The following is a 19,774-nucleotide window of genomic DNA, read 5'->3' as shown; positions in this document are numbered from 1 at the left end:
ATTTCGAACAAGCTATTGTATGAGAGGTGAATCAATTGGAAGATTATACATTAATTATATTTCGAACAATTGTTTTATATATTATATTACTAGTTGTTTTCCGCCTTATGGGCAAGCGTGAAGTTGGTGAGCTCAGTATTGTGGATTTGGCAATATTCGTGTTAATGGGTGAAATTGCTGCGATTGCATTGGACGATTATGATCGGCAGTTTTTCAAAGCCATTTTGCCTATTATTTTATTGTTTCTGATTCAATACTTAAACTCCTGGCTCATATTAAAAAATAAAAAACTGCGCGACTTTATTGAAGGCGATCCGTCGCTTGTTATCCGCGACGGATATATTTGTGAAGCGGAAATGAAAAAGCAGCGCTATAATCTCGATGATTTACTCCAGCAATTACGTGAACAGGGAGTATGCTCTGTGCAGGATGTTGCCTACGCTTTTTTGGAGCAATCCGGAAAGCTATCGATTTACCAAAAAGATCAGGGCGGATTTATTTTACCTCTCATTTTGGATGGCTATGTTGACAAAAGACATTTAAAAATTATTGGTAAAGATGAAAAATGGCTCGTTCATGAATTATTGGTAAACGGTTATCCCAATATACGAGATATATTCTACTGCAGTTATGAAGACGGAAAGTGGTTTGTCCAATTACGAGCGCGAAAATATTGAACGAAGATAATGGAAATCGTTAAAACGGATTTGTTTTGTAATGAACAGTAACAGCAAGACAAACCCAATCGTAATTGCAACGCTTACGATAAGCGGCATTCCGGCAGCAATGATCGGCTGTACAAAACAAGTAAGGATGAAAATACCATACGGCAGAACGAAGAAGCGGAAACCTACATTAATCTTTTTCTGCTGTCTAATAGAAGCGATGTGTAAGAAGGACGTAATCAATACGCCAAAGCCTATAGCGATAATCGCGCCTTTTTCCTGAATGGCAGGTTGTGAGGCAAGGAAAAACAGTAAAAATAGTTTCCCTATTCCTCCATAGATGGAATTCATCATGGCAGCCTGTGCTTCATCTAGTGCTTGTAAGATGGAATGAAGCGGACTCTGTATATAATAAAAATAAAAAATAGGAGCCAATATTTTCATATAGCCACGATTTTCCTCAAGATGGAACAGTACCATAGTCAACTCATCGCCGTGTATGAAAAACACTGTAGCGGCCATACAGCCAATTAAAGAAGATAGTCGTAATGAATGTGTAATGCGTTTATTCAGCAACGGGTAATTATTGCTGGCTAGTGCGCTACTAACGGCAGGAATGAGTACAATTGCCAATGCAGCAGGAATGAAAGCCGGAAACAAGAGTAATGGTATATGCACACCTGAGATGATACCGTACAATGTAGTTGCCGCGCCTGCAGCCAATCCTGAAACCGTCAGTGCTTTTAAGAAAATGATTGGTTCCAAAAACCATGTAAAGGTACCAAACAATTTACTGCCCGCTGAAGGCAGTGCAATATTAAAAATCGGCTTTGTAAAGGAAGTGCCTGTTGAACCCTTTTTGAACATTCTACTCGAGCGTTTATAAAAGATCGCTAAAAACAGTAATGAAAAAACTTCACCAATCGCTGTTATTCCCATAGCGGCTGCTGCCGTCAATGCAGGCGACTCTGAAATGAAGTACGGCAATAATACGACAATGAGACCAATTCGTACAAGCTGCTCAAGAAGCTGTGCCCACGCAGTTGGTGCAATTTTCGCTAAACCTTGTAAATATGCTTTTATTAAGCTTGAAAAGATAACGATCGGAATTGTGAAAAGGCTAATATAAAGAGTGAAAATAAGGTTTTCATTATGTAAAAGCACTTTTGCGATATACGGAATAGCAAAATAAATGAATGGGCTAAATAAAATAATTGATATAGCCGAAATTTTGATTGCAGTTTTCATTACCGATGTGACATGTTCCGTTTTCCGTTTCGCGTGGTATTCGGCAATCAGCTTAGAGATGGCAATCGGAATACCTAATTGAATTAGCGAGATGAAAAATATAAATGTCGGGTAAGCCGTCATATAGAGTCCGACCGCTTCCTCCCCGGCAATACGCATAAACTGCATTCTGTACATAAACCCGAGACATTTTGAAATAAATATGACAAACATTAAAAATAATGTTCCTTTTAGAAATGAGCCCAAATAACTTCTACTTTCTCCCTTCTCAATTTAATTTCATTCATATACAATAAAGTATGCAGTAGTAATCGCAGTTAAAACCTAAGTTCAGGAGTGATCGACATGCAAATTCCATTTTTCGGCCTTTACGAGAAGGTACAGCTTATATTGACGAACAAAATCGAGGAATTTCATTACTATGGATATGATTCGATAACAGAACAAGATTTATGGAAATATTGCATTGATAAGGTGTGGCGCAAAAGAGATGTGCAAAATATGCGATTGCATGAGCTGACAGCCGGCATTTTCGGTGCAACTGCTTCGGAAGTGTTAAGCTATATGCAAATAAAGGATTTTAAGCGCAATGAATTGAACTTAAAGCTTTCCAATGAAGAGCTGCAAGGTTTGTTCCATCCGCTTAAAGAGTAGGGAAAATAAGAATAATATAATAAATTATCTAGTAATAATTTGACAGTTTCCATAAGCTGTTTCATAATGAGAGTGTTGTGCTTTTCAAACTATCGGATTGTTATTTTTGAAAAGTGATTCAGAAAATTATTGAAATGAATACATAGTTTGTGGAAGGTAATTTTTACGTTTTACATCACACCGCGTTTCGTGTGATATTGAGGAGGATTTTTTAATGAAATTAGCAAACCGTATCATTACGTTCGTTCTAGTCGTAGCATTGCTATTTACAGGGATGGGCACAACGGTAGAGAAGGTTTTAAACGATGTAAAACTTGGATTGGACCTTCAAGGTGGATTTGAAGTACTTTATGAAGTGGAATCGCTTGTTGATGGACAAAAGATTACGCAGAGTGTATTGGCGGATACAACGACAGCATTAAACAATCGTATTAATGCATTCGGGGTTAGTGAGCCAAGCATTCAAATTGAAGGGGAAGACCGTATTCGTGTACAGCTTGCAGGTTTAGCGGATCAGGATTCTGCTCGTGAGCTATTATCGAGTACAGCGAATTTAACTTTCCGCGATGTAAATGACAATATTTTATTGGATGGTACAGATTTAAAGGAGGGTGGCGCAGCAGCGTCATTTGACCAGCAGAACCTTCCAATTGTAACTTTAACATTGAAAGACGCAGCAAAATTTGCAGAAGTGACGCAAAAAGTCATGAGCATGGGCGCACCGAATAACAAATTAGTAGTTTGGCTGGATTTTGAAGAGGGTGTAGATTCTTACGCTGAAGAAAGCCAAAAGCCACCTGAAAAGCAAAAATTTGTTTCTGCAGCCTCTGTTTCTCAAGTATTAAATACAACAGATGTTATGATTTCTGGTAGCTTCACAGTAGATGAAACGAAAAACTTTGCTTCTATACTTAATGCAGGTTCATTACCTGTTAAGTTAACGGAGATTTATTCAACATCGGTTGGGGCACAATTCGGTGAAGATGCTTTAAATGATACAGTATTCGCAGGAGTAGTCGGCGTACTGTTAATCTTCCTGTTCATGCTGTTTTACTATCGTTTACCAGGGTTTATTTCTATTATTACATTATCGGTATTCACATATTTAGTGTTAATCGTCTTTAACGGTATTAATGCTGTATTAACATTACCGGGTATCGCCGCGATCGTATTAGGGATCGGGATGGCCGTTGATGCAAATATTTTAACAGCTGAGCGTATTCGTGAAGAACTGCGTGTTGGCCATTCAGTAAAAGACGCATATAAATTAGGTTCAAAACAATCACTATCAGCAATTATTGATGCGCAATTGACAACTTTACTTGCTGCTGCCGTATTGTTCTACTACGGGACAAGTTCAGTTAAAGGGTTTGCAACGACATTAATTATTTCGATTTTACTATCGTTTGTAACAGCTGTATGGGGTTCCCGCGTATTGCAGGGGCTTCTTGTAAACAGCGGTTACTTCAATAATCCGGCATGGTTCGGAATTAGCAGATCAAAACAGCATTCAATTGATGAAGGTATTACTTCATTGGATTTAACAACGAAATTTGATAAATTGGACTTCGTTGGAAACCGTAAAAAATTCTATGCGATATCTACAATCATTTTAGTTGCAGGGATTGTTGTTCTTGGTATATTCAAACTGAATTTAGGAATCGATTTCTCAAGTGGTACGCGTGTAGAGATTAAATCTGATACAGCGCTGGTACAAGAAGAAGTGAAGGATTATCTGGATGAAATCGGTTTTGCAAACGAGGATGTTGTTATTTCAGGCGATGATCAAACAATCGCCGTAATGCGATATAAAGATGACTTCTCTCAACAACAAGTACTTGATTTTAAAGAGCAGGTAAATGAAAAATACGGACATGAGCCAAGCTTAAGTACAGTATCGGCTACTGTCGGAAAAGAACTGGCGAAAAATGCGATGTATGCATTGGCGCTGGCGGCACTTGGTATCATTATTTATGTGGCGATCCGCTTTGAATGGCGTATGGGTCTAGGGGCAATTGTTTCATTACTGCATGATGTATTCTTTATTATCGTGATTTTCAGTATACTGCGTCTAGAGGTAGATATTACGTTTATCGCTGCGGTCTTAACAATTGTCGGTTATTCGATTAACGATACAATTGTCACGTTTGACCGGATACGCGAAAATATTGACCGTCACGAAGAAATTACGAGGAAAGAAGAGCTGGCATTGATTGTCAACAAATCACTTCGTCAAACGATGGGACGTTCTGTTAATACAGTATTGACGGTTATTATCGTAGTTATTGCACTTATTTTCCTAGGTGCTCCATCAATTCAAAACTTCTCGATTGCTCTGTTAATCGGGTTAGTTACAGGGATTTACTCTTCAATCTGTATCGCGGCACAAGTTTGGTATTCACTGAAATGCCGTGAAATGGACAAAAAAGGTACTTCTGTTGTGAAAAAAGAGAAAAAACAATGGGGTTCAGACGAGCCACAAGTATAAGTATATGAACCGCGTAATTGCTTTCGGGCAAATTGCGCGGTTTTTGTTTACCCTCACTGAAAAAAAGGAATAAATTTGTAAACTAAGGTGAGAGGAGGTTCATTATGAAAATTCAATGGACATTGGTAGTTGGACTTATTTTTGCTATTATTATTGCCATTTTTGCTACAGTTAATGTGGATAGCGTACAGGTTAATTATGTCTTTGGAGAAGCACGCTGGCCATTGATATTAGTTATTTTAGGGTCAGTATTAATCGGTTTTATCATCAGTTTTTGTTTTTCGGCATTCCGTATGTACGGAGGGAAAAGGCAGACGAAAGCAGTTCGAAAAGATCTTGAAGCAGCACAAGTACTGATTAATGAAAAAGATGCAGAGATTATCCGACTGAAAAACGAGCTTCGGGATCAGGGTGCTTCCGCATTTATAACTGAAGAAATTTCGGGTGGCGATAAAATTCAGAAAGAGTAGATAATATGTGATGCTGATCTATAGCAGCTATTTGAAACGTGAACATCGTTCCAAATAGCTTTTTTATTGTTTAATAAATTCATTTGAGAAAACGTATGGTCATTTAACTAGTAGACTTATTAAATTTTCGTATCAATATTTCTGGTAATACCAGAAGAAACTTTGGGAAACATGATAGATTTCCGTTATAATGAACTGCGTGAGGAAGTGAATATATATGATACAGTCACAAAAAGTATGGACAATAACAAAGCAAGATGAGCAGCTAGTAAAACAATTTAGTGAACAGCTGAATATTTCAACGATTGCAGCAAAAATTTTAATTGCACGTGGTTGCACATCGATAGAAGAGGCAAAACCATTACTGAAAATTGATGAAACCCAGTATCATGATCCATATTTAATGGCTGGAATGGAAGACGCAGTTATGCGCATTGAACAGGCATTGGATAATGGAGAAAAGATTCTGGTATATGGTGATTACGACGCGGACGGTATTACAAGTACAACTGTGCTGCTAAATGCTTTACTTGATCTGGGGGCAGATGTCAGTTTTGTCATTCCGGATCGGTTTATTCATGGATATGGACCGAATGAAGAACTTTTCAAAAAAGCTTATGAAGATGGCGTAAATTTAATTATTACGGTCGATAATGGGATAAGCGGGATTGAACAAGTAAAAATGGCAAGAGAGCTTGGTATGGATGTGATTATTACCGATCACCATGAAGCGGGTAATATTTTACCGGATGCTAACGTCATCATCCATCCGCGTGTGCCAGAAGGTCATTATCCGTTTGGAGAACTCGCAGGGGTAGGGGTAGCCTTTAAATTGGCACATGCATTGTACGGCGAGTTGCCTGATCATCTATTTGAATATGTGGCAGTGGGGACGATTGCCGATTTAGTGCCGCTCGTTGGCGAAAATCGCTATTTAGTACAGCGCGGTCTACAGGCGTTAAAGCAGTCTCCAAATCCTTGGGTAAAGGCCATTTGCGATGCATCAGGGGCAAACAAGAAAGACATCAATGAAGAAACTGTTGGCTTTTATTTTGGTCCCCGCCTTAATGCAATCGGACGACTAGGCAGTGCCGAACCGGGAGTACACTTTTTAATGAGCGAAGACCCGCTTCAGGCAAATACACTGGCTACCCAATTGAATGATAAAAATACTGAACGGAAAAAAATTGTGGAAGACATTACAAATGAAGCAATGGCTATGATTGAAGATGATGCTTCATTAAAAGATTCCCTTGTTCTAGTCGTAGCAGGGGAAGGCTGGAATCCAGGTGTTGTCGGAATCGTTGCATCGCGATTAGTCGAAAAATATTACCGTCCGACAATCGTTCTTTCCCTTAATCATGAAAAAGGGATTGCAAAGGGTTCTGCAAGAAGTATTGAAGGGTTCCATCTGTTCAATGAGTTGGCAAAAAACCGTGATATTTTACCACATTTCGGCGGCCACCCAATGGCAGCTGGGATGACGTTACCGATTGAACATGTGGCATCATTACGTACCCGGTTAAACGAACAGGCCAAACTTTGTTTAACAGAAGAGCAGCTTGTGCAAAACATGCAAATTGATGTTCCGATAGAGCTAAGTGAAATTACCGTTGAGGCGATTGAAGAACTGCGGCAATTGGCTCCATTTGGTACAGAATTTCCGAAGCCGGTTTTTGGGATTCAGGATGTAAAAGTAAAATCGATGCGCAAAATCGGTTCCGGTGAAAATCATCTGAAAATGGAATTGGAAGATCCGTATCGTACTCTTGATGCAATTGGGTTCAATAAAGGTTTTTTACATGATGAAATTTCATATGGTGTTGCATTATCATTGGTTGGTGATTTGCAAATCAATGAATGGCAGGGGAATAAAAAACCGCAATTCATGATTCAGGATGTTCGGGTCAATGAATGGCAGCTGTACGATTACCGTGGGAAAAGCAAGACTGCAAACTGGCTTGCTAAAATTCATGTGGAAAAAACTGATTTTATTGCTTTTTCCCAACAGACAAAACTGCACTTTGAACAGGAAATTCCGAAAGAAATTATTAATTTCACAATTGAAATGGAAACCGATAAACTGCACAAAAATATCGTATTGCTCGATTTGCCGGAAAATGTAGCCGCATTGGAAAAATTACTGCAAGACGTTCAAATTGAACGAATCTATGCACATTTATATACAGACCAATCAGCGTATTTTAATGGTATGCCGACAAGGGAACACTTTAAATGGTATTATGGATTCCTGAAAAAACGTCCGGCTTTTAACTTGAAAGAACATATTCGACAATTATCCGAACATATCGGACTAAATATAGAAGTAATTAAATTTATGACAAAAGTGTTTTTTGAGCTAGGATTTGTTACAATAGAGAATGGTTTGACGACAGTAAACGAAAATGCCCCGAAAAAAGCATTATCCGAAGCAACGTCATATAAATTGCGTTCACAACAAATCGAACTTGAGCAAAAGCTGGTATATGCCACATACAGCGAACTCAAGCAATGGTTTAATGAACGATTGAGTTCTTGAGGAGGACATAGGAAGAATGGATTTAAAACAATACGTAACAACAGTTGAAAATTGGCCGAAAGAGGGCATCAGCTTTAAAGATATTACAACAATCATGGATAATGGTCCTGCATATAAATATGCGACTGATGAAATTGTAAAATATGCGAAGGAAGTTGGCGCTGAAATCATCGTAGGTCCGGAAGCACGCGGATTTATTATTGGTTGTCCTGTAGCCTATGCATTGGAAATCGGTTTCGCACCAGTTCGTAAACCAGGAAAACTTCCACGTGAAGTCATCTCTGCAGATTATGGTTTGGAATATGGTACAGACACATTAACAATGCATAAAGATGCTGTGAAGCCTGGTCAAAAAGTTTTAATCTGTGATGATTTGCTTGCAACAGGCGGTACAGTTGAAGCAACAGTTCGCTTAATCGAACAATTAGGCGGCGAAGTAGTAGGTGCAGCATTCATTATCGAACTTACAGAATTGAATGGCCGTAACAAAATCAACAATATTCCAATTAAAACTTTAATTCAATATTAATTCACTGAACTATCCTGCAAAAACTTTGCGGGATAGTTTTTTTTCAATGAGTTCTATACTAGAAGCTGTTCAATAATTCTACAAATTTCGACTTTCTGCAAAACTAAATGCCCACGTGCCTTTACATTTAGTAGATATCTTTTATACAATTGAACTTATACTTAAAGCGAAAATAGAAAGAACAGGTGGACTCATAATGGCGAAAGAACAAATATTGGCGCCCGAAGATGTTTTCGAGCTCGTCAAATCTTATATGAACGAAGAACATGTTACCTTTGTTGTTAAAGCATATGAGGTAGCGAAAGAAGCACATAAAGAGCAATTCCGCAGTTCAGGAGAACCATATATTATTCACCCGGTACAAGTGGCGGGTATTTTGGCTGAGCTGCAGATGGATCCTGAAACAGTGGCAGCAGGATTTTTGCATGATGTCGTGGAAGACACGGAAGTGACACGCGAAGATCTAGTAAACGAGTTTAGTGAAGAAGTAGCCAAGCTTGTGGACGGGGTAACGAAGCTTGGGAAAATTAAATACATGTCAAAAGAAGAGCAGCAGGCTGAAAACCACCGAAAAATGTTCGTCGCAATGGCTCAGGATATCCGGGTGATTTTAATTAAGCTGGCAGACCGTCTACACAATATGCGGACATTAAAGCATTTGCCTGCTGAAAAACAACGCCGCATTTCACAGGAAACACTTGAAATTTTCGCACCATTAGCACACAGATTAGGAATTTCGAAAGTAAAGTGGGAGCTGGAGGATACGGCATTACGCTATTTAAATCCGCAGCAGTACTACCGGATCGTCAGCTTGATGAAGAAAAAGCGTGATGAACGGGAAGCTTATTTGGATAACGTGATGGACGAAATCAATTCCCAGCTGAAAGAAGTGGAAATTGAAGCGGATATCTTTGGGCGTCCGAAACATTTATACAGCATATACCGCAAAATGGTCCTTCAAAAAAAGCAGTTTAATGAAATTTATGATTTACTGGCTGTACGTATTTTAGTCGATAGTATTAAAGATTGCTACGCGGTAATCGGGATTATCCATACATTATGGAAGCCAATGCCGGGACGTTTTAAAGATTATATTGCGATGCCAAAGCAAAATCTTTACCAATCCCTACATACAACTGTCATCGGACCATATGGGGATCCGCTTGAGGTGCAGATCCGTACGAAGGAAATGCATAAAATAGCGGAGTTTGGTATCGCCGCACACTGGGCTTATAAAGAAGGCAAAACCGTTGAACAAAATGCTGAAACAATTGATCAAAAGCTGACTTGGTTCCGTGAAATTCTGGAGTTCCAAAATGAATCGTCGAATGCAGCAGAATTTATGGAATCGCTGAAATTCGATTTATTCTCGGACATGGTATATGTATTCTCGCCAAAAGGGGACGTTATTGAGCTTCCGTCCGGTTCTGTGCCGATCGACTTTGCTTACCGCGTTCACTCGGAAGTCGGGAATAAAACAATTGGTGCAAAAGTAAACGGTAAAATGGTACCGCTTGATACGCCTTTAAAAACTGGGGATATTGTAGAAGTATTAACATCGAAACAATCATTCGGCCCGAGCCGAGACTGGATCAAGATTGCCCAAAGTTCGCAGGCGAAAAACAAAATTAAGCAATTTTTCAAAAAGCATGTGCGTGAAGAGAGTGTTGTTAAAGGGAAAGAACTCGTTGAAAAAGAAATTAAGGCTCAGGAGTTTGATATGAAGGAAGTCTTAACAACCGAAAATATTAAACGGGTTATTGAAAAATTCAACTATACACATGAAGATGATTTATATGCAGCTGTAGGCGTAGGCGGAATAACGGCTCAGCAGATCGTCAATCGTCTGGCAGAAAAAATGCGCAAAGAGCGTGAACAGGAAGAAGCACTCGAAAAAATCGTTAAAAGCATGAATAACCCGACACCGAAAAAACGGACGGAATCAGGTGTTATAGTTAAAGGAATCGATAATTTATTAATTCGTTTATCACGTTGCTGTACTCCGGTACCAGGTGATGATATTGTCGGCTTTATTACGAAAGGTCGTGGTGTTTCAGTACACCGTGCAGATTGTCCGAACATCCAGGATGATGGAAACCTGGAGCGTCTAATTGAAGTGGAATGGGAAAATGACGGCACACAAATCCGGAAAGACTACCCAGTAGATATCGAGATTTCTGCATTCGACCGTCCAGGAATTTTAAATGATGTTATGCATGCTGTCAGTGAAGCGAAAACCAATATATTGGCAGTTACAGGCCGTGCGGATCGTGAAAAAATTGCCACGATTCATTTAACGATTGCCATCACCAATATTTCAGGACTACATCGTGTTGTCGAAAAAATTAAACAGCTACCGGATATTTATTCGGTTCAGCGTGTAATTAATTAATCAATAGATAGTAGGGGAAAAGATGCGCGTAATATTACAACGTTCAAAACAGGCATCTGTTACAGTCGATGGACAAGTAACAGGTGCTATTCAAAAAGGCTATGTACTGCTAGTGGGCATTACACATAGTGATACAGAAGAGGATATCGCATATGTAGCGAAAAAAATTACCGACTTGCGTATTTGGGAAGATGAGGACGGCAAGATGAATCGTTCCATTGCTGAAGCAGGCGGCGACATTTTATCAATCTCCCAATTTACACTATATGCCGATACTCGAAAAGGGAAGCGACCAAGTTTTGTTGAAGCGGCAAGACCGGAACAAGCAAAGCCGTTATGGGAAGCATTTAACGAACAATTAAAGGCAAATGGTTTACATGTTGAAACAGGTATTTTTGGTGCAATGATGGATGTCGCGCTTATTAATGATGGTCCTGTAACAATCACGATTGAGTCTAAAGGTAAATAATCGATGAACGGATCACTCCTTTTTCGCATATTGTACAGTATGCATACAAAGGAGTGATTTTTTGGTTCAAATGAACGCATATCCGAACGCGTACTGGCTAGAAGCGATCCAAAATTATTTAGGGCAAATGGTTGCCGTCCAGCAAGAAGGGAATCGTGTTCAGCAAGGGATATTGGCAGCAATCTGTCCGGACTATATTGTGCTTGATGTTTGCCAGACACCGTTCTATATTCGTATCGATAAAATAGTCTCGATCATGCCGTTTTTAAAAAAATAAAATGAATGAGGTCTACGCACTCCATAATCGTCATAAGCTTACAATGACAATTAGGGGGTGCTTTATTGTTTCAACGCGTCAATCGATTACTTATTGATTTACCACAGGTTGAATATGGAGACGCAAATGCTGCAAGTGCAGTACAGGAATTACTAGGCGGTAAGTTTGGCGAAATGTCGACTTTGAATAACTATATGTATCAGTCATTCAATTTCCGTGGTAAAAAGAAATTAAAACCATTTTATGATTTAGTTGCGAGTATTACAGCAGAAGAGTTTGGCCATGTGGAGCTCGTAGCGACGACAATCAATTTACTAAGCAAAGATACGACGTTTTCCGGAAACCCGAATCTGGCACCGATGATGAACGCCAAAAATATGCGCAATACGCAAAGCTTTATCGCTTCTGCACAGACAGCTTTACCTGTTGATTCGATGGGTAAGCCATGGAATGGGGAATATGTGTTTACGAGCGGGAATTTAGTGCTCGATTTACTGCATAATTTCTTCTTGGAGTGTGGCGCGCGGACACATAAAATGCGGGTATATGAGATGACGGATCATCCGACAGCCCGTGAAATGATCGGCTATTTACTGGTGCGTGGCGGGACACATGTTGTTGCCTATGCAAAAGCATTGGAAATGGCGACAGGTGTGGATGTAACTCGGATGCTTCCAATCCCTAGCCTTGACAATCATGTATTTGACCACGCAAGAAAATACGAAGAACGTGGTTATGGAAATGTGTTGTTTACGTGGAATTACGTAGGGGATTACCAGGATATTAATAAAATATGGAAAGGGACACATCCGACAACGAATGCACCACTCATTGTTGAAGAGGGCACGCCAAAAGGTGCAAAAATGCCGGATTTAGATGAATTGCCGGAAGAGTTTGCACCGGGTATCGGTCCGGAAGAGTTCCAGATGATCGCGAAACGTCTTATGTTCAATATGTAATACAAACACCCATTTTTCTCTGAGAGAAAGATGGGTGTTCGCTGTTTAAAATATCCGTTTCTTACCGTATTCATTGAAAAATCTTTATCTTTTTAGGCTATTCAATACCTTCGCAATAGTTCACTACTGTTTGGAAGTCGAGGTCACCGCCGAAAATAGAAAGGGCGCTGCCGATTGTAACATGCAATTTTCCATTTGAAAGTGATTCGAACTTTTTCAGATCGTCAATTGAACGTACACCGCCAGCATACGTTGTCGGAATCGATGTCCATTCTGCTAAGTCACGTACTAAATCCTCCTGCATGCCACTGCGTTTTCCCTCTACATCAACCGCGTGGATGAGCAGCTCGTCACAATATTCTTCGATTACTTTAATTGACTGCGCATTAACTTCAAAGTCGCTGAATTTTGTCCATTTGTCAGTTACAACATACCATTTACCGTCACGTTTCCGACAGCTCAGATCCAGGACAAGTTTTTCTTTACCGATTTTTTTTACTAATTGTTCCAGCCGGTCCATATCAAGCTGGCCGTCATGGAAAATATATGATGTTACAATTACATGTGAAGCACCAGCATCAATATATTTTTGTGCATTGTCGGCTGTAATACCGCCACCTATTTGAAGACCGTTCGGGTAAGTTTGTATAGCAGAAATTGCCGCTTCTTCATTGCCGGGACCAAGCATGATGACATGTCCGCCCGTCAGTTTGTTTTGCAGAAATAATGAAGCGTAATACGAGGCGCCTTGGTCAGAAGTGAAATTTTCAACCACTTCTTTATTTTCGTAGCCAAGTGTGCTTCCGACAATTTGCTTTACTTTTCCATCGTGTAAGTCAATACAAGGTCTAAAATTCATGTTCGTCACTACTTTCTCTAACATTCTATTATCATCATAACATTTTAGCGTACTAAATTAATAGAAAAATCAGACGTAATGGCTTCTTTGCATTATTGTAGGACATGCTTTAATCGGTATGATAAAATGGGCTTACAATTTATTAGAAAGCGTGGCATGGAAATGGCGGAAAATCTAAATTTGTTTGACGTAAATAAGCTCTTTATTTTAGGTCGACCGATTGTAACAATTTTTCATAATGCAACGAATATGTACTCCATTGTTCGTGTCAAAATTCAAGAAACAAACATTCAGTATGACGAAAAAGAAATCATCATTGTTGGCTACTTCCCGCAATTAGTCAATGATGAACAATACCGCTTTACAGGGCAGTTAAAAAGTCATCCGAAATACGGGATGCAATTTCAAATTGATACATTTGAAAAAGAAGTGCCGACAACCGAGCAAGGAATCGTCCATTATTTATCAAGTGATCTATTTTCAGGTGTGGGCAGAAAAACGGCAGAGACAATTGTAGAAAAGCTCGGTATGGATGCTCTTACGAAAATACTGGAAGATCCGTCAGCACTCGATGCTGTTCCCCGGTTATCTGCTGAAAAAAAATTACATATTCGCCAAACGATCGAGGAAAACCTTGGACTGGAACGGGTGATGGTGCGGCTGAATGATTGGGGCTTTGGGCCACAGCTTGGGATGAAAATTTACCAGGCTTATCGGGAAGAAACAATTCAGTTACTGACAGAAAACCCTTACCGTTTAATCGAGGAAGTGGAAGGGGTCGGTTTTATACGTGCCGATGAACTTGGTGCGAAGCTGGGTATTACGGGAAATCACCCGGATCGAATAAAGGCTGCCATTTTCCATGTACTGACAAATGCTGCATTATCAGAAGGACATGTTTATTTGGATGCGGAAATGGTGCTTCCAATGGTTAAAGATATGCTTGAACAAAGTCAGCGCATCGAAATCCCGTATGAAGCGATTTCGAAAGCGGCAATCGATATGCGTGAGGAATCGAAAATTTGCGGCGAGGAAACACGCATGTACTTACCGTCACTCTATTTTAGTGAAGTGGGTATTGCAAGTAAGATCAATGAACTGAAAGAAAAAAACAAAACAGCTGAAAGTTTTACGAAAGATGAAATCCGAAAAGCAATTGGCGATATTGAAGAACAATATGATGTGACGTATGCGCCAACACAGGCACAGGCGATTGAAACGGCAATCAATTCTGCCGTCATGATTTTAACAGGAGGACCCGGCACGGGAAAAACAACCGTTGTACGAGGTTTGGTGGAAGTATATGCGGAACTTCACGGCTTATCATTAAATCCAAAAACATATGCTGAAAAAGAGGAACCGTTTCCCATTGTCCTTGCAGCCCCAACAGGACGTGCAGCGAAAAGACTGGCGGAATCGACTGGCTTACCTGCTATGACAATACACAGGCTGTTAGGCTTTAATGGTCAGGAAAAGGATGAAGAAACAGAGCGTGAAGTCGTAGGTCGTCTCATTATTATCGATGAGATGTCGATGGTTGATACATGGCTGGCACATCAACTGTTAAAAGCATTGCATGAAGATGTTCAAGTCGTTTTTGTAGGGGATCAAGATCAGTTACCGCCTGTCGGTCCAGGGCAAGTCTTAAAGGATTTGCTTGCATCCAAACAAATTCCGACTGTCGAATTAACAGATATATACCGTCAAGCGGAAGGTTCTACAATTATCGAGATGGCCCACCAAATCAAAAAAGGCAAAGTTCCGGATACGTTGACTGCAAAAACAACGGACCGCTCGTTTATACAAGCTGGAGCCGCACAAGTAACGAGTGTTGTCACACAGATTGTAAAAGGTGCACTTGCGAAGGGACAGGCAATTCGAGATATTCAAGTATTGGCGCCAATGTACAAAGGACCTGCAGGCATCGATAATTTAAATAAAGAAATCCAGCAGCTCGTCAATCCGAATGATGGGACGAGAAAAGAACTTGTTTTTGGTGATACGATTTATCGTATAGGGGACAAAGTGCTGCAGCTAGTGAATCAGCCGGATAATAATGTATTCAACGGGGATATGGGAGAAGTAATTTCCATCATCCGTGCAAAGGAAACAGTGGAAAAGCAGGATTTGCTTATCGTCAGCTATGATGGGATCGAAGTAACATATCAGCGTGCTGATTTAAATCAGATTACATTGGCCTATTGCTGTTCGATCCATAAATCGCAAGGCTCTGAATTTCAAACGGTCATTATGCCGATTGTTCGCGGCTATTCGAAAATGCTTCGAAGAAATTTACTGTATACGGGTATTACACGTGCTAAAAACTTTTTAATATTATGTGGTGAGCCGGATGTACTGGCGAGCGGTTTAGCAAAAACAGATGATTTAACACGCTTAACAACATTGAAGGCACGTTTAAATTCAGAATTTGTTGCTGAAGAAAAGATGGAAGCGACACCGGAATTGGAAGAGAAAAAGGCGTCTGTAAGTGAAGTGAAACAAATTCCTTCATCAGAGCAGCTCGGTCTCTTGAATGTTTCGGCTTCACATAAGATCGGGGAATCCCTGCCAAATCACTTAACGGCAGAAACAGCACCATATATTCACCCATTAATTGGTATGGCAAATATATCGCCGTATGATTTCAACGAAGAATAGTACTAGCCATTTCCGTTCATCATTGAATGGGAATGGCTAGTTTTTTTATTTATGGAAAAGTACTATCTAGGATAAATTTTAAAAAATGATGAGTTTATGTTCACGTGTACAGGGAAAATGTTTTTAAAATATAATAAAAGTTTGAAACAAAACGGGACATACTAAAAAAATGATAACTTTTTGCTGAAAAATCAGAACTTTTAAAAGAAACTATTAATTAATATTATTTCTATGGGTATGTTAGTATGAAAAAAACTTATATGACGTCCGAAGTTGGATGTCAGTTATTACAAAATGAAAAGGTTTTCAAAACTAAAGGAGAAGGTGCACATACATGGATTTCGTATGGGGAATCATAGGTATTCTGGGAGTCGTAGCGATTGCCATCGGGTTATCTAGTAACCGTAAAGCAATTCAATGGAGAATTATTATTTCAGGATTAATTGTCCAATTGATTTTTGCATTTATCGTATTAAAATGGTCTTTTGGCCGTGAGAAGCTTATGCAACTTTCTGATGGTGTACAGAAGCTGGTTAGTTATGCCAATGAAGGGATTGTCTTTGTATTTGGCGGTTTAGCAGATCCGGAAAATGTCGGATTTGTATTCGCGATGAGCGTATTAACAATTATTATTTTCTTCTCATCTTTAATCTCTGTCCTTTATTACTTAGGGATTATGCAATTTGTCATTAAGATTATCGGTGGTTTCTTATCAAAAGTATTAGGTACGACAAAAGCAGAATCAGTGAATGCTGCTGCTAATATTTTCGTTGGACAAACTGAAGCCCCGCTTGTTATTCGACCATTTTTAAATAAAATGACAAGATCACAAATGTTCGCGGTTATGACAGGTGGACTTGCATCGGTTTCAGGTTCAGTATTAATCGGATATTCTTTATTAGGTGTTCCGCTTGAATACTTATTGGCAGCAAGTTTCATGGCTGCACCAGCAGGATTGGTAATGGCAAAGTTAATGATTCCTGAAACAGAAGAAGTAAATGAAGATGACTTTAAATTAGAGCGTAATTCTGAAGCGACAAACGTTATTGATGCAGCGGCTGTTGGTGCTTCTGACGGTTTGAAATTAGCAGTAAATGTTGGAGCAATGCTATTAAGTTTCATCGCATTAATTGCCTTATTAAACGGTATTTTAGGCGGCATAACAGGATTGTTCGGTTTTGAAAATGTAACACTTGAAGGTATTTTAGGTTATGTATTTGCTCCACTAGCATTTTTAATCGGTGTTCCTTGGGATGAAGCAGTACGTGCAGGTTCGTTTATCGGTCAAAAATTAATTTTAAATGAATTTGTTGCCTTCTCTAACTTCGGTCCGGTTATTGGCGAGCTATCGGACAAAACAGGCATCATTATTTCGTTTGCGCTTTGTGGTTTTGCAAACTTAAGTTCAATGGGTATTTTAATCGGTGGTTTAGGTGGTATGGCACCGGATAAACGTCCAATGATTGCACAGCTTGCGATTAAAGCGGTTGCTGCAGGAACATTGGCATCATTATTATCAGCTGCAATTGCTGGTATGTTTATTTAATATCATTCAGTATTCAAGAGACTGTGCTAAAAATATTTTTAGCGCAGTCTTTTTTTAGTACGAAATTTCTGCTGCCAGTTTTTCTAGTTCGGAACGATTTGTCAGGATATACCCGCGATTTTGCTTCGTAATATAGCCTGCCTCGCTGAATTGTGCAAGGACAAAAAGCAGGTGGCGATATGATACACCTAAGTAATCACAGACTTCAGTATGTTTTTCTTTATAGAATTGTTGATCCGACGATAGTAAAATGAATGAAGCTAACCGGTTTTCCAAAGGATAGGCCTGGTTTTGCGTATATTTTGTTGTTGCTGTTGTTGCTTTATGACTTAAAAATAGACAGAGCATTTTTAGGAAAACAGGATCTGTCAATAATTTTTCCTTCACTTCCTGAATCGCAATCGCAAAACATACCGACTTTGACAAAGTTTGAATGCCTTTAGAATAGCGTTCGGCGTTTAGGAGCTCCATTTCCCCCATAAACGTTGGGGCTGTAATAAAATCGATGAGCGAAATTTTCCCGTTTTTATGGGTAATATATAATTTAGCTTTCCCTTCGACCATGTAATATAAATAGTCGGGGAAAGAATGCTCATGGAAAATAAATTCACCTTTGTCGAATTCGTACACATTGATATATGGCACAATGTCAAACGAAAAATATTGGGAAATCGGGTATTGTTCGATATAGGGGAGACTTTCATCTATTGGTAACTTTCTCAAATTATAGAGCAACTCCTTCCAATAAAATATGAGATTTCTCACATTATTGTAGTATTTCTCATGTTAATATTCAACTTAATAAATTTGAAAAAAGGATGAAGATTATGAATAATCAGCGTTGGCTCGCGAAAAATTTCTTTATGTTCTTTATTACGTGGGGGATTTTCCTGCCATATTGGACGGGTTGGCTTATTAATGATAAAGAGCTTACGGTTTCGGAAGCGAGCATAATAATGGGTTTTGGGCTGGTTGCAAGGGCACTTTCGACGATGTTTATTTTTCCGTTTGTTTCAAAAGTGATGAGCAACAAAAATGTGCTGATCTTTTTTACTGCAAGTTCATTAGTTGTGACACTGCTATACATACCGATTAATTCATTTGGCGGCCTGTTTTTAATGACATTGCTGTTCAGCGCCTTTTACCCGGCATTACTACCGGCTGTTGAGAGCAGTGCTTCCACATTAATGCAACATGGATCCATCCATTATGGAAAAGCACGTTCATTTGGATCTTTCGGGTTTGTTGTCGCTGTATTGATCATTAGTATGATTAGCGGGATGTATGGTGAGCAAATGATTTTATGGATGATGATTGTAGGATTGGCCGCATTACTCATCATTCAATTTATGCCTGCACCTCAAGTATTAAGTTTAGTGCCGGTAAAAGAAAATGGAAAAACGCTCTCAATGAAAGGGCTATTTAAAGTAAAAAGCTTCATCATCGTATTGTTTGTTGTTATTTTGCTTCAGGGGGCACACGCATCGTACTATAACTACGGCTATATTTATTTACAGGAGCTGAATGTCAATCCGTTTTATATCGGAATGATTTTAAATGTCGCAGTAATATTTGAAATCCTTTATTTTTATAAGGCAGATACATTTTTGACAAAGTGGAAGCCTTCTTCGTTAATGCTCGTTGCTGCAATTGGCTCGAGTGTTCGTTGGATACTAGTTTACGCATTTCCGAATATGCCGATGTTTATCTTATCTCAGGCACTACACGCTCTGTCATTTGCAATGGCGCATTATGCCTTTATCCGCTATATTTCCAAAGCTTTACCGCAAGAGCAAATTCCAAATGCACAGGGGATTTATTCTGCACTTGCAATGAGTTTAAGTGCAGCGATTCTTACACTTTTAGGTGGTGCACTTTATGAAATTGAGCCAGGTTTGGCGTTCTTAGGAATGATTATATGTACAGTGCCTGCAATCCTTTTAATTTTACTGACGAAAAAACGTTTTAATTATTAAGGAATGCCGATTGACAGCACGATGTCTATTTTTTATAATGAAGAG

At 39.3% G+C, this 19,774-nt stretch carries 16 protein-coding genes; 13 read left to right on the top strand and 3 right to left on the bottom strand.

Annotated elements, in window-relative coordinates; all coding sequences use genetic code 11:
- The first annotated feature begins 35 nt into the window (after positions 1 to 35).
- Positions 36 to 677, top strand: coding sequence for a DUF421 domain-containing protein (locus MKY07_RS12775; protein ID WP_339262511.1), 642 nt, complete (start codon positions 36 to 38; stop codon positions 675 to 677).
- On the opposite strand, the gene MKY07_RS12770 is transcribed toward MKY07_RS12775, so the two are convergent.
- A complete protein-coding gene (locus MKY07_RS12770; RefSeq protein ID WP_231918638.1) occupies positions 657 to 2,126 on the bottom strand; it encodes a polysaccharide biosynthesis protein in 1,470 nt (489 codons plus the stop codon). The two genes, MKY07_RS12775 and MKY07_RS12770, sit on opposite strands and share 21 nt — an antisense overlap.
- Before the next feature lie 132 nt (positions 2,127 to 2,258).
- Here MKY07_RS12770 and MKY07_RS12765 point away from each other — a divergent pair, with 132 nt between their 5' ends.
- From MKY07_RS12765 to MKY07_RS12725, 9 genes are all read left to right on the top strand, one after another.
- Positions 2,259 to 2,567 (top strand): post-transcriptional regulator, encoded by a 309-nt coding sequence (locus tag MKY07_RS12765; RefSeq protein ID WP_008407679.1) that lies wholly within the window; start codon positions 2,259 to 2,261, stop codon positions 2,565 to 2,567.
- Between the two features lie 214 nt (positions 2,568 to 2,781).
- Positions 2,782 to 5,055 carry a protein translocase subunit SecDF gene (gene secDF / locus MKY07_RS12760; RefSeq protein WP_339262508.1) on the top strand — a complete coding sequence of 758 codons (2,274 nt, stop codon included), beginning with the start codon at positions 2,782 to 2,784 and terminating at the stop codon, positions 5,053 to 5,055.
- A 104-nt stretch (positions 5,056 to 5,159) separates the two neighbouring features.
- The gene (locus tag MKY07_RS12755) at positions 5,160 to 5,525 is read left to right on the top strand and encodes a lipopolysaccharide assembly protein LapA domain-containing protein (protein ID WP_339262506.1); all 366 of its coding nucleotides are present in this window, start codon (positions 5,160 to 5,162) and stop codon (positions 5,523 to 5,525) included.
- Positions 5,526 to 5,742: 217 nt separating this feature from the next.
- The gene (gene recJ, locus MKY07_RS12750) at positions 5,743 to 8,064 is read left to right on the top strand and encodes a single-stranded-DNA-specific exonuclease RecJ (protein WP_339262504.1); all 2,322 of its coding nucleotides are present in this window, start codon (positions 5,743 to 5,745) and stop codon (positions 8,062 to 8,064) included.
- 16 nt (positions 8,065 to 8,080) lie between these two features.
- A complete protein-coding gene (locus MKY07_RS12745; protein ID WP_008407673.1) occupies positions 8,081 to 8,593 on the top strand; it encodes an adenine phosphoribosyltransferase in 513 nt (170 codons plus the stop codon).
- Between the two features lie 196 nt (positions 8,594 to 8,789).
- Positions 8,790 to 10,985: a bifunctional (p)ppGpp synthetase/guanosine-3',5'-bis(diphosphate) 3'-pyrophosphohydrolase gene (locus MKY07_RS12740; protein WP_008407672.1), complete on the top strand. Its 2,196-nt coding sequence runs from the start codon at positions 8,790 to 8,792 to the stop codon at positions 10,983 to 10,985.
- Positions 10,986 to 11,007: 22 nt separating this feature from the next.
- Positions 11,008 to 11,454, top strand: a complete 447-nt coding sequence (dtd, locus tag MKY07_RS12735) for a D-aminoacyl-tRNA deacylase (RefSeq protein ID WP_008407671.1) — start codon at positions 11,008 to 11,010, stop codon at positions 11,452 to 11,454.
- 70 nt (positions 11,455 to 11,524) lie between these two features.
- The gene (locus MKY07_RS12730; RefSeq protein ID WP_231918654.1) at positions 11,525 to 11,731 is read left to right on the top strand and encodes a YuzF family protein; all 207 of its coding nucleotides are present in this window, start codon (positions 11,525 to 11,527) and stop codon (positions 11,729 to 11,731) included.
- 65 nt (positions 11,732 to 11,796) lie between these two features.
- Positions 11,797 to 12,690, top strand: a complete 894-nt coding sequence (locus MKY07_RS12725; protein WP_008407669.1) for a manganese catalase family protein — start codon at positions 11,797 to 11,799, stop codon at positions 12,688 to 12,690.
- Between the two features lie 97 nt (positions 12,691 to 12,787).
- Here MKY07_RS12725 and hisA read toward each other — a convergent pair whose 3' ends face one another.
- Positions 12,788 to 13,549 (bottom strand): phosphoribosylformimino-5-aminoimidazole carboxamide ribotide isomerase, encoded by a 762-nt coding sequence (gene hisA / locus MKY07_RS12720; protein ID WP_339264651.1) that lies wholly within the window; start codon positions 13,547 to 13,549, stop codon positions 12,788 to 12,790.
- 162 nt (positions 13,550 to 13,711) lie between these two features.
- On the opposite strand from hisA, the gene MKY07_RS12715 reads away from it, so the two are divergent.
- Together MKY07_RS12715 and MKY07_RS12710 are read left to right on the top strand one after the other, a co-directional pair.
- A complete protein-coding gene (locus MKY07_RS12715; RefSeq protein ID WP_061550155.1) occupies positions 13,712 to 16,207 on the top strand; it encodes an ATP-dependent RecD-like DNA helicase in 2,496 nt (831 codons plus the stop codon).
- A 334-nt stretch (positions 16,208 to 16,541) separates the two neighbouring features.
- Positions 16,542 to 17,753 (top strand): NupC/NupG family nucleoside CNT transporter, encoded by a 1,212-nt coding sequence (locus MKY07_RS12710; RefSeq protein WP_008407663.1) that lies wholly within the window; start codon positions 16,542 to 16,544, stop codon positions 17,751 to 17,753.
- Positions 17,754 to 17,807: 54 nt separating this feature from the next.
- On the opposite strand, the gene yeiL is transcribed toward MKY07_RS12710, so the two are convergent.
- A complete protein-coding gene (gene yeiL / locus MKY07_RS12705; RefSeq protein ID WP_008407661.1) occupies positions 17,808 to 18,476 on the bottom strand; it encodes a transcriptional regulator YeiL in 669 nt (222 codons plus the stop codon).
- Positions 18,477 to 18,580: 104 nt separating this feature from the next.
- Here yeiL and MKY07_RS12700 point away from each other — a divergent pair, with 104 nt between their 5' ends.
- Positions 18,581 to 19,729: an MFS transporter gene (locus MKY07_RS12700; protein ID WP_008407659.1), complete on the top strand. Its 1,149-nt coding sequence runs from the start codon at positions 18,581 to 18,583 to the stop codon at positions 19,727 to 19,729.
- The last annotated feature ends 45 nt before the right edge of the window (positions 19,730 to 19,774 follow it).

This window comes from Solibacillus sp. FSL W7-1472, from assembly GCF_037969775.1.
GTDB lineage: Bacteria > Bacillota > Bacilli > Bacillales_A > Planococcaceae > Solibacillus > Solibacillus silvestris.
This window is presented reverse-complemented; position numbering and strand designations above follow the sequence as displayed.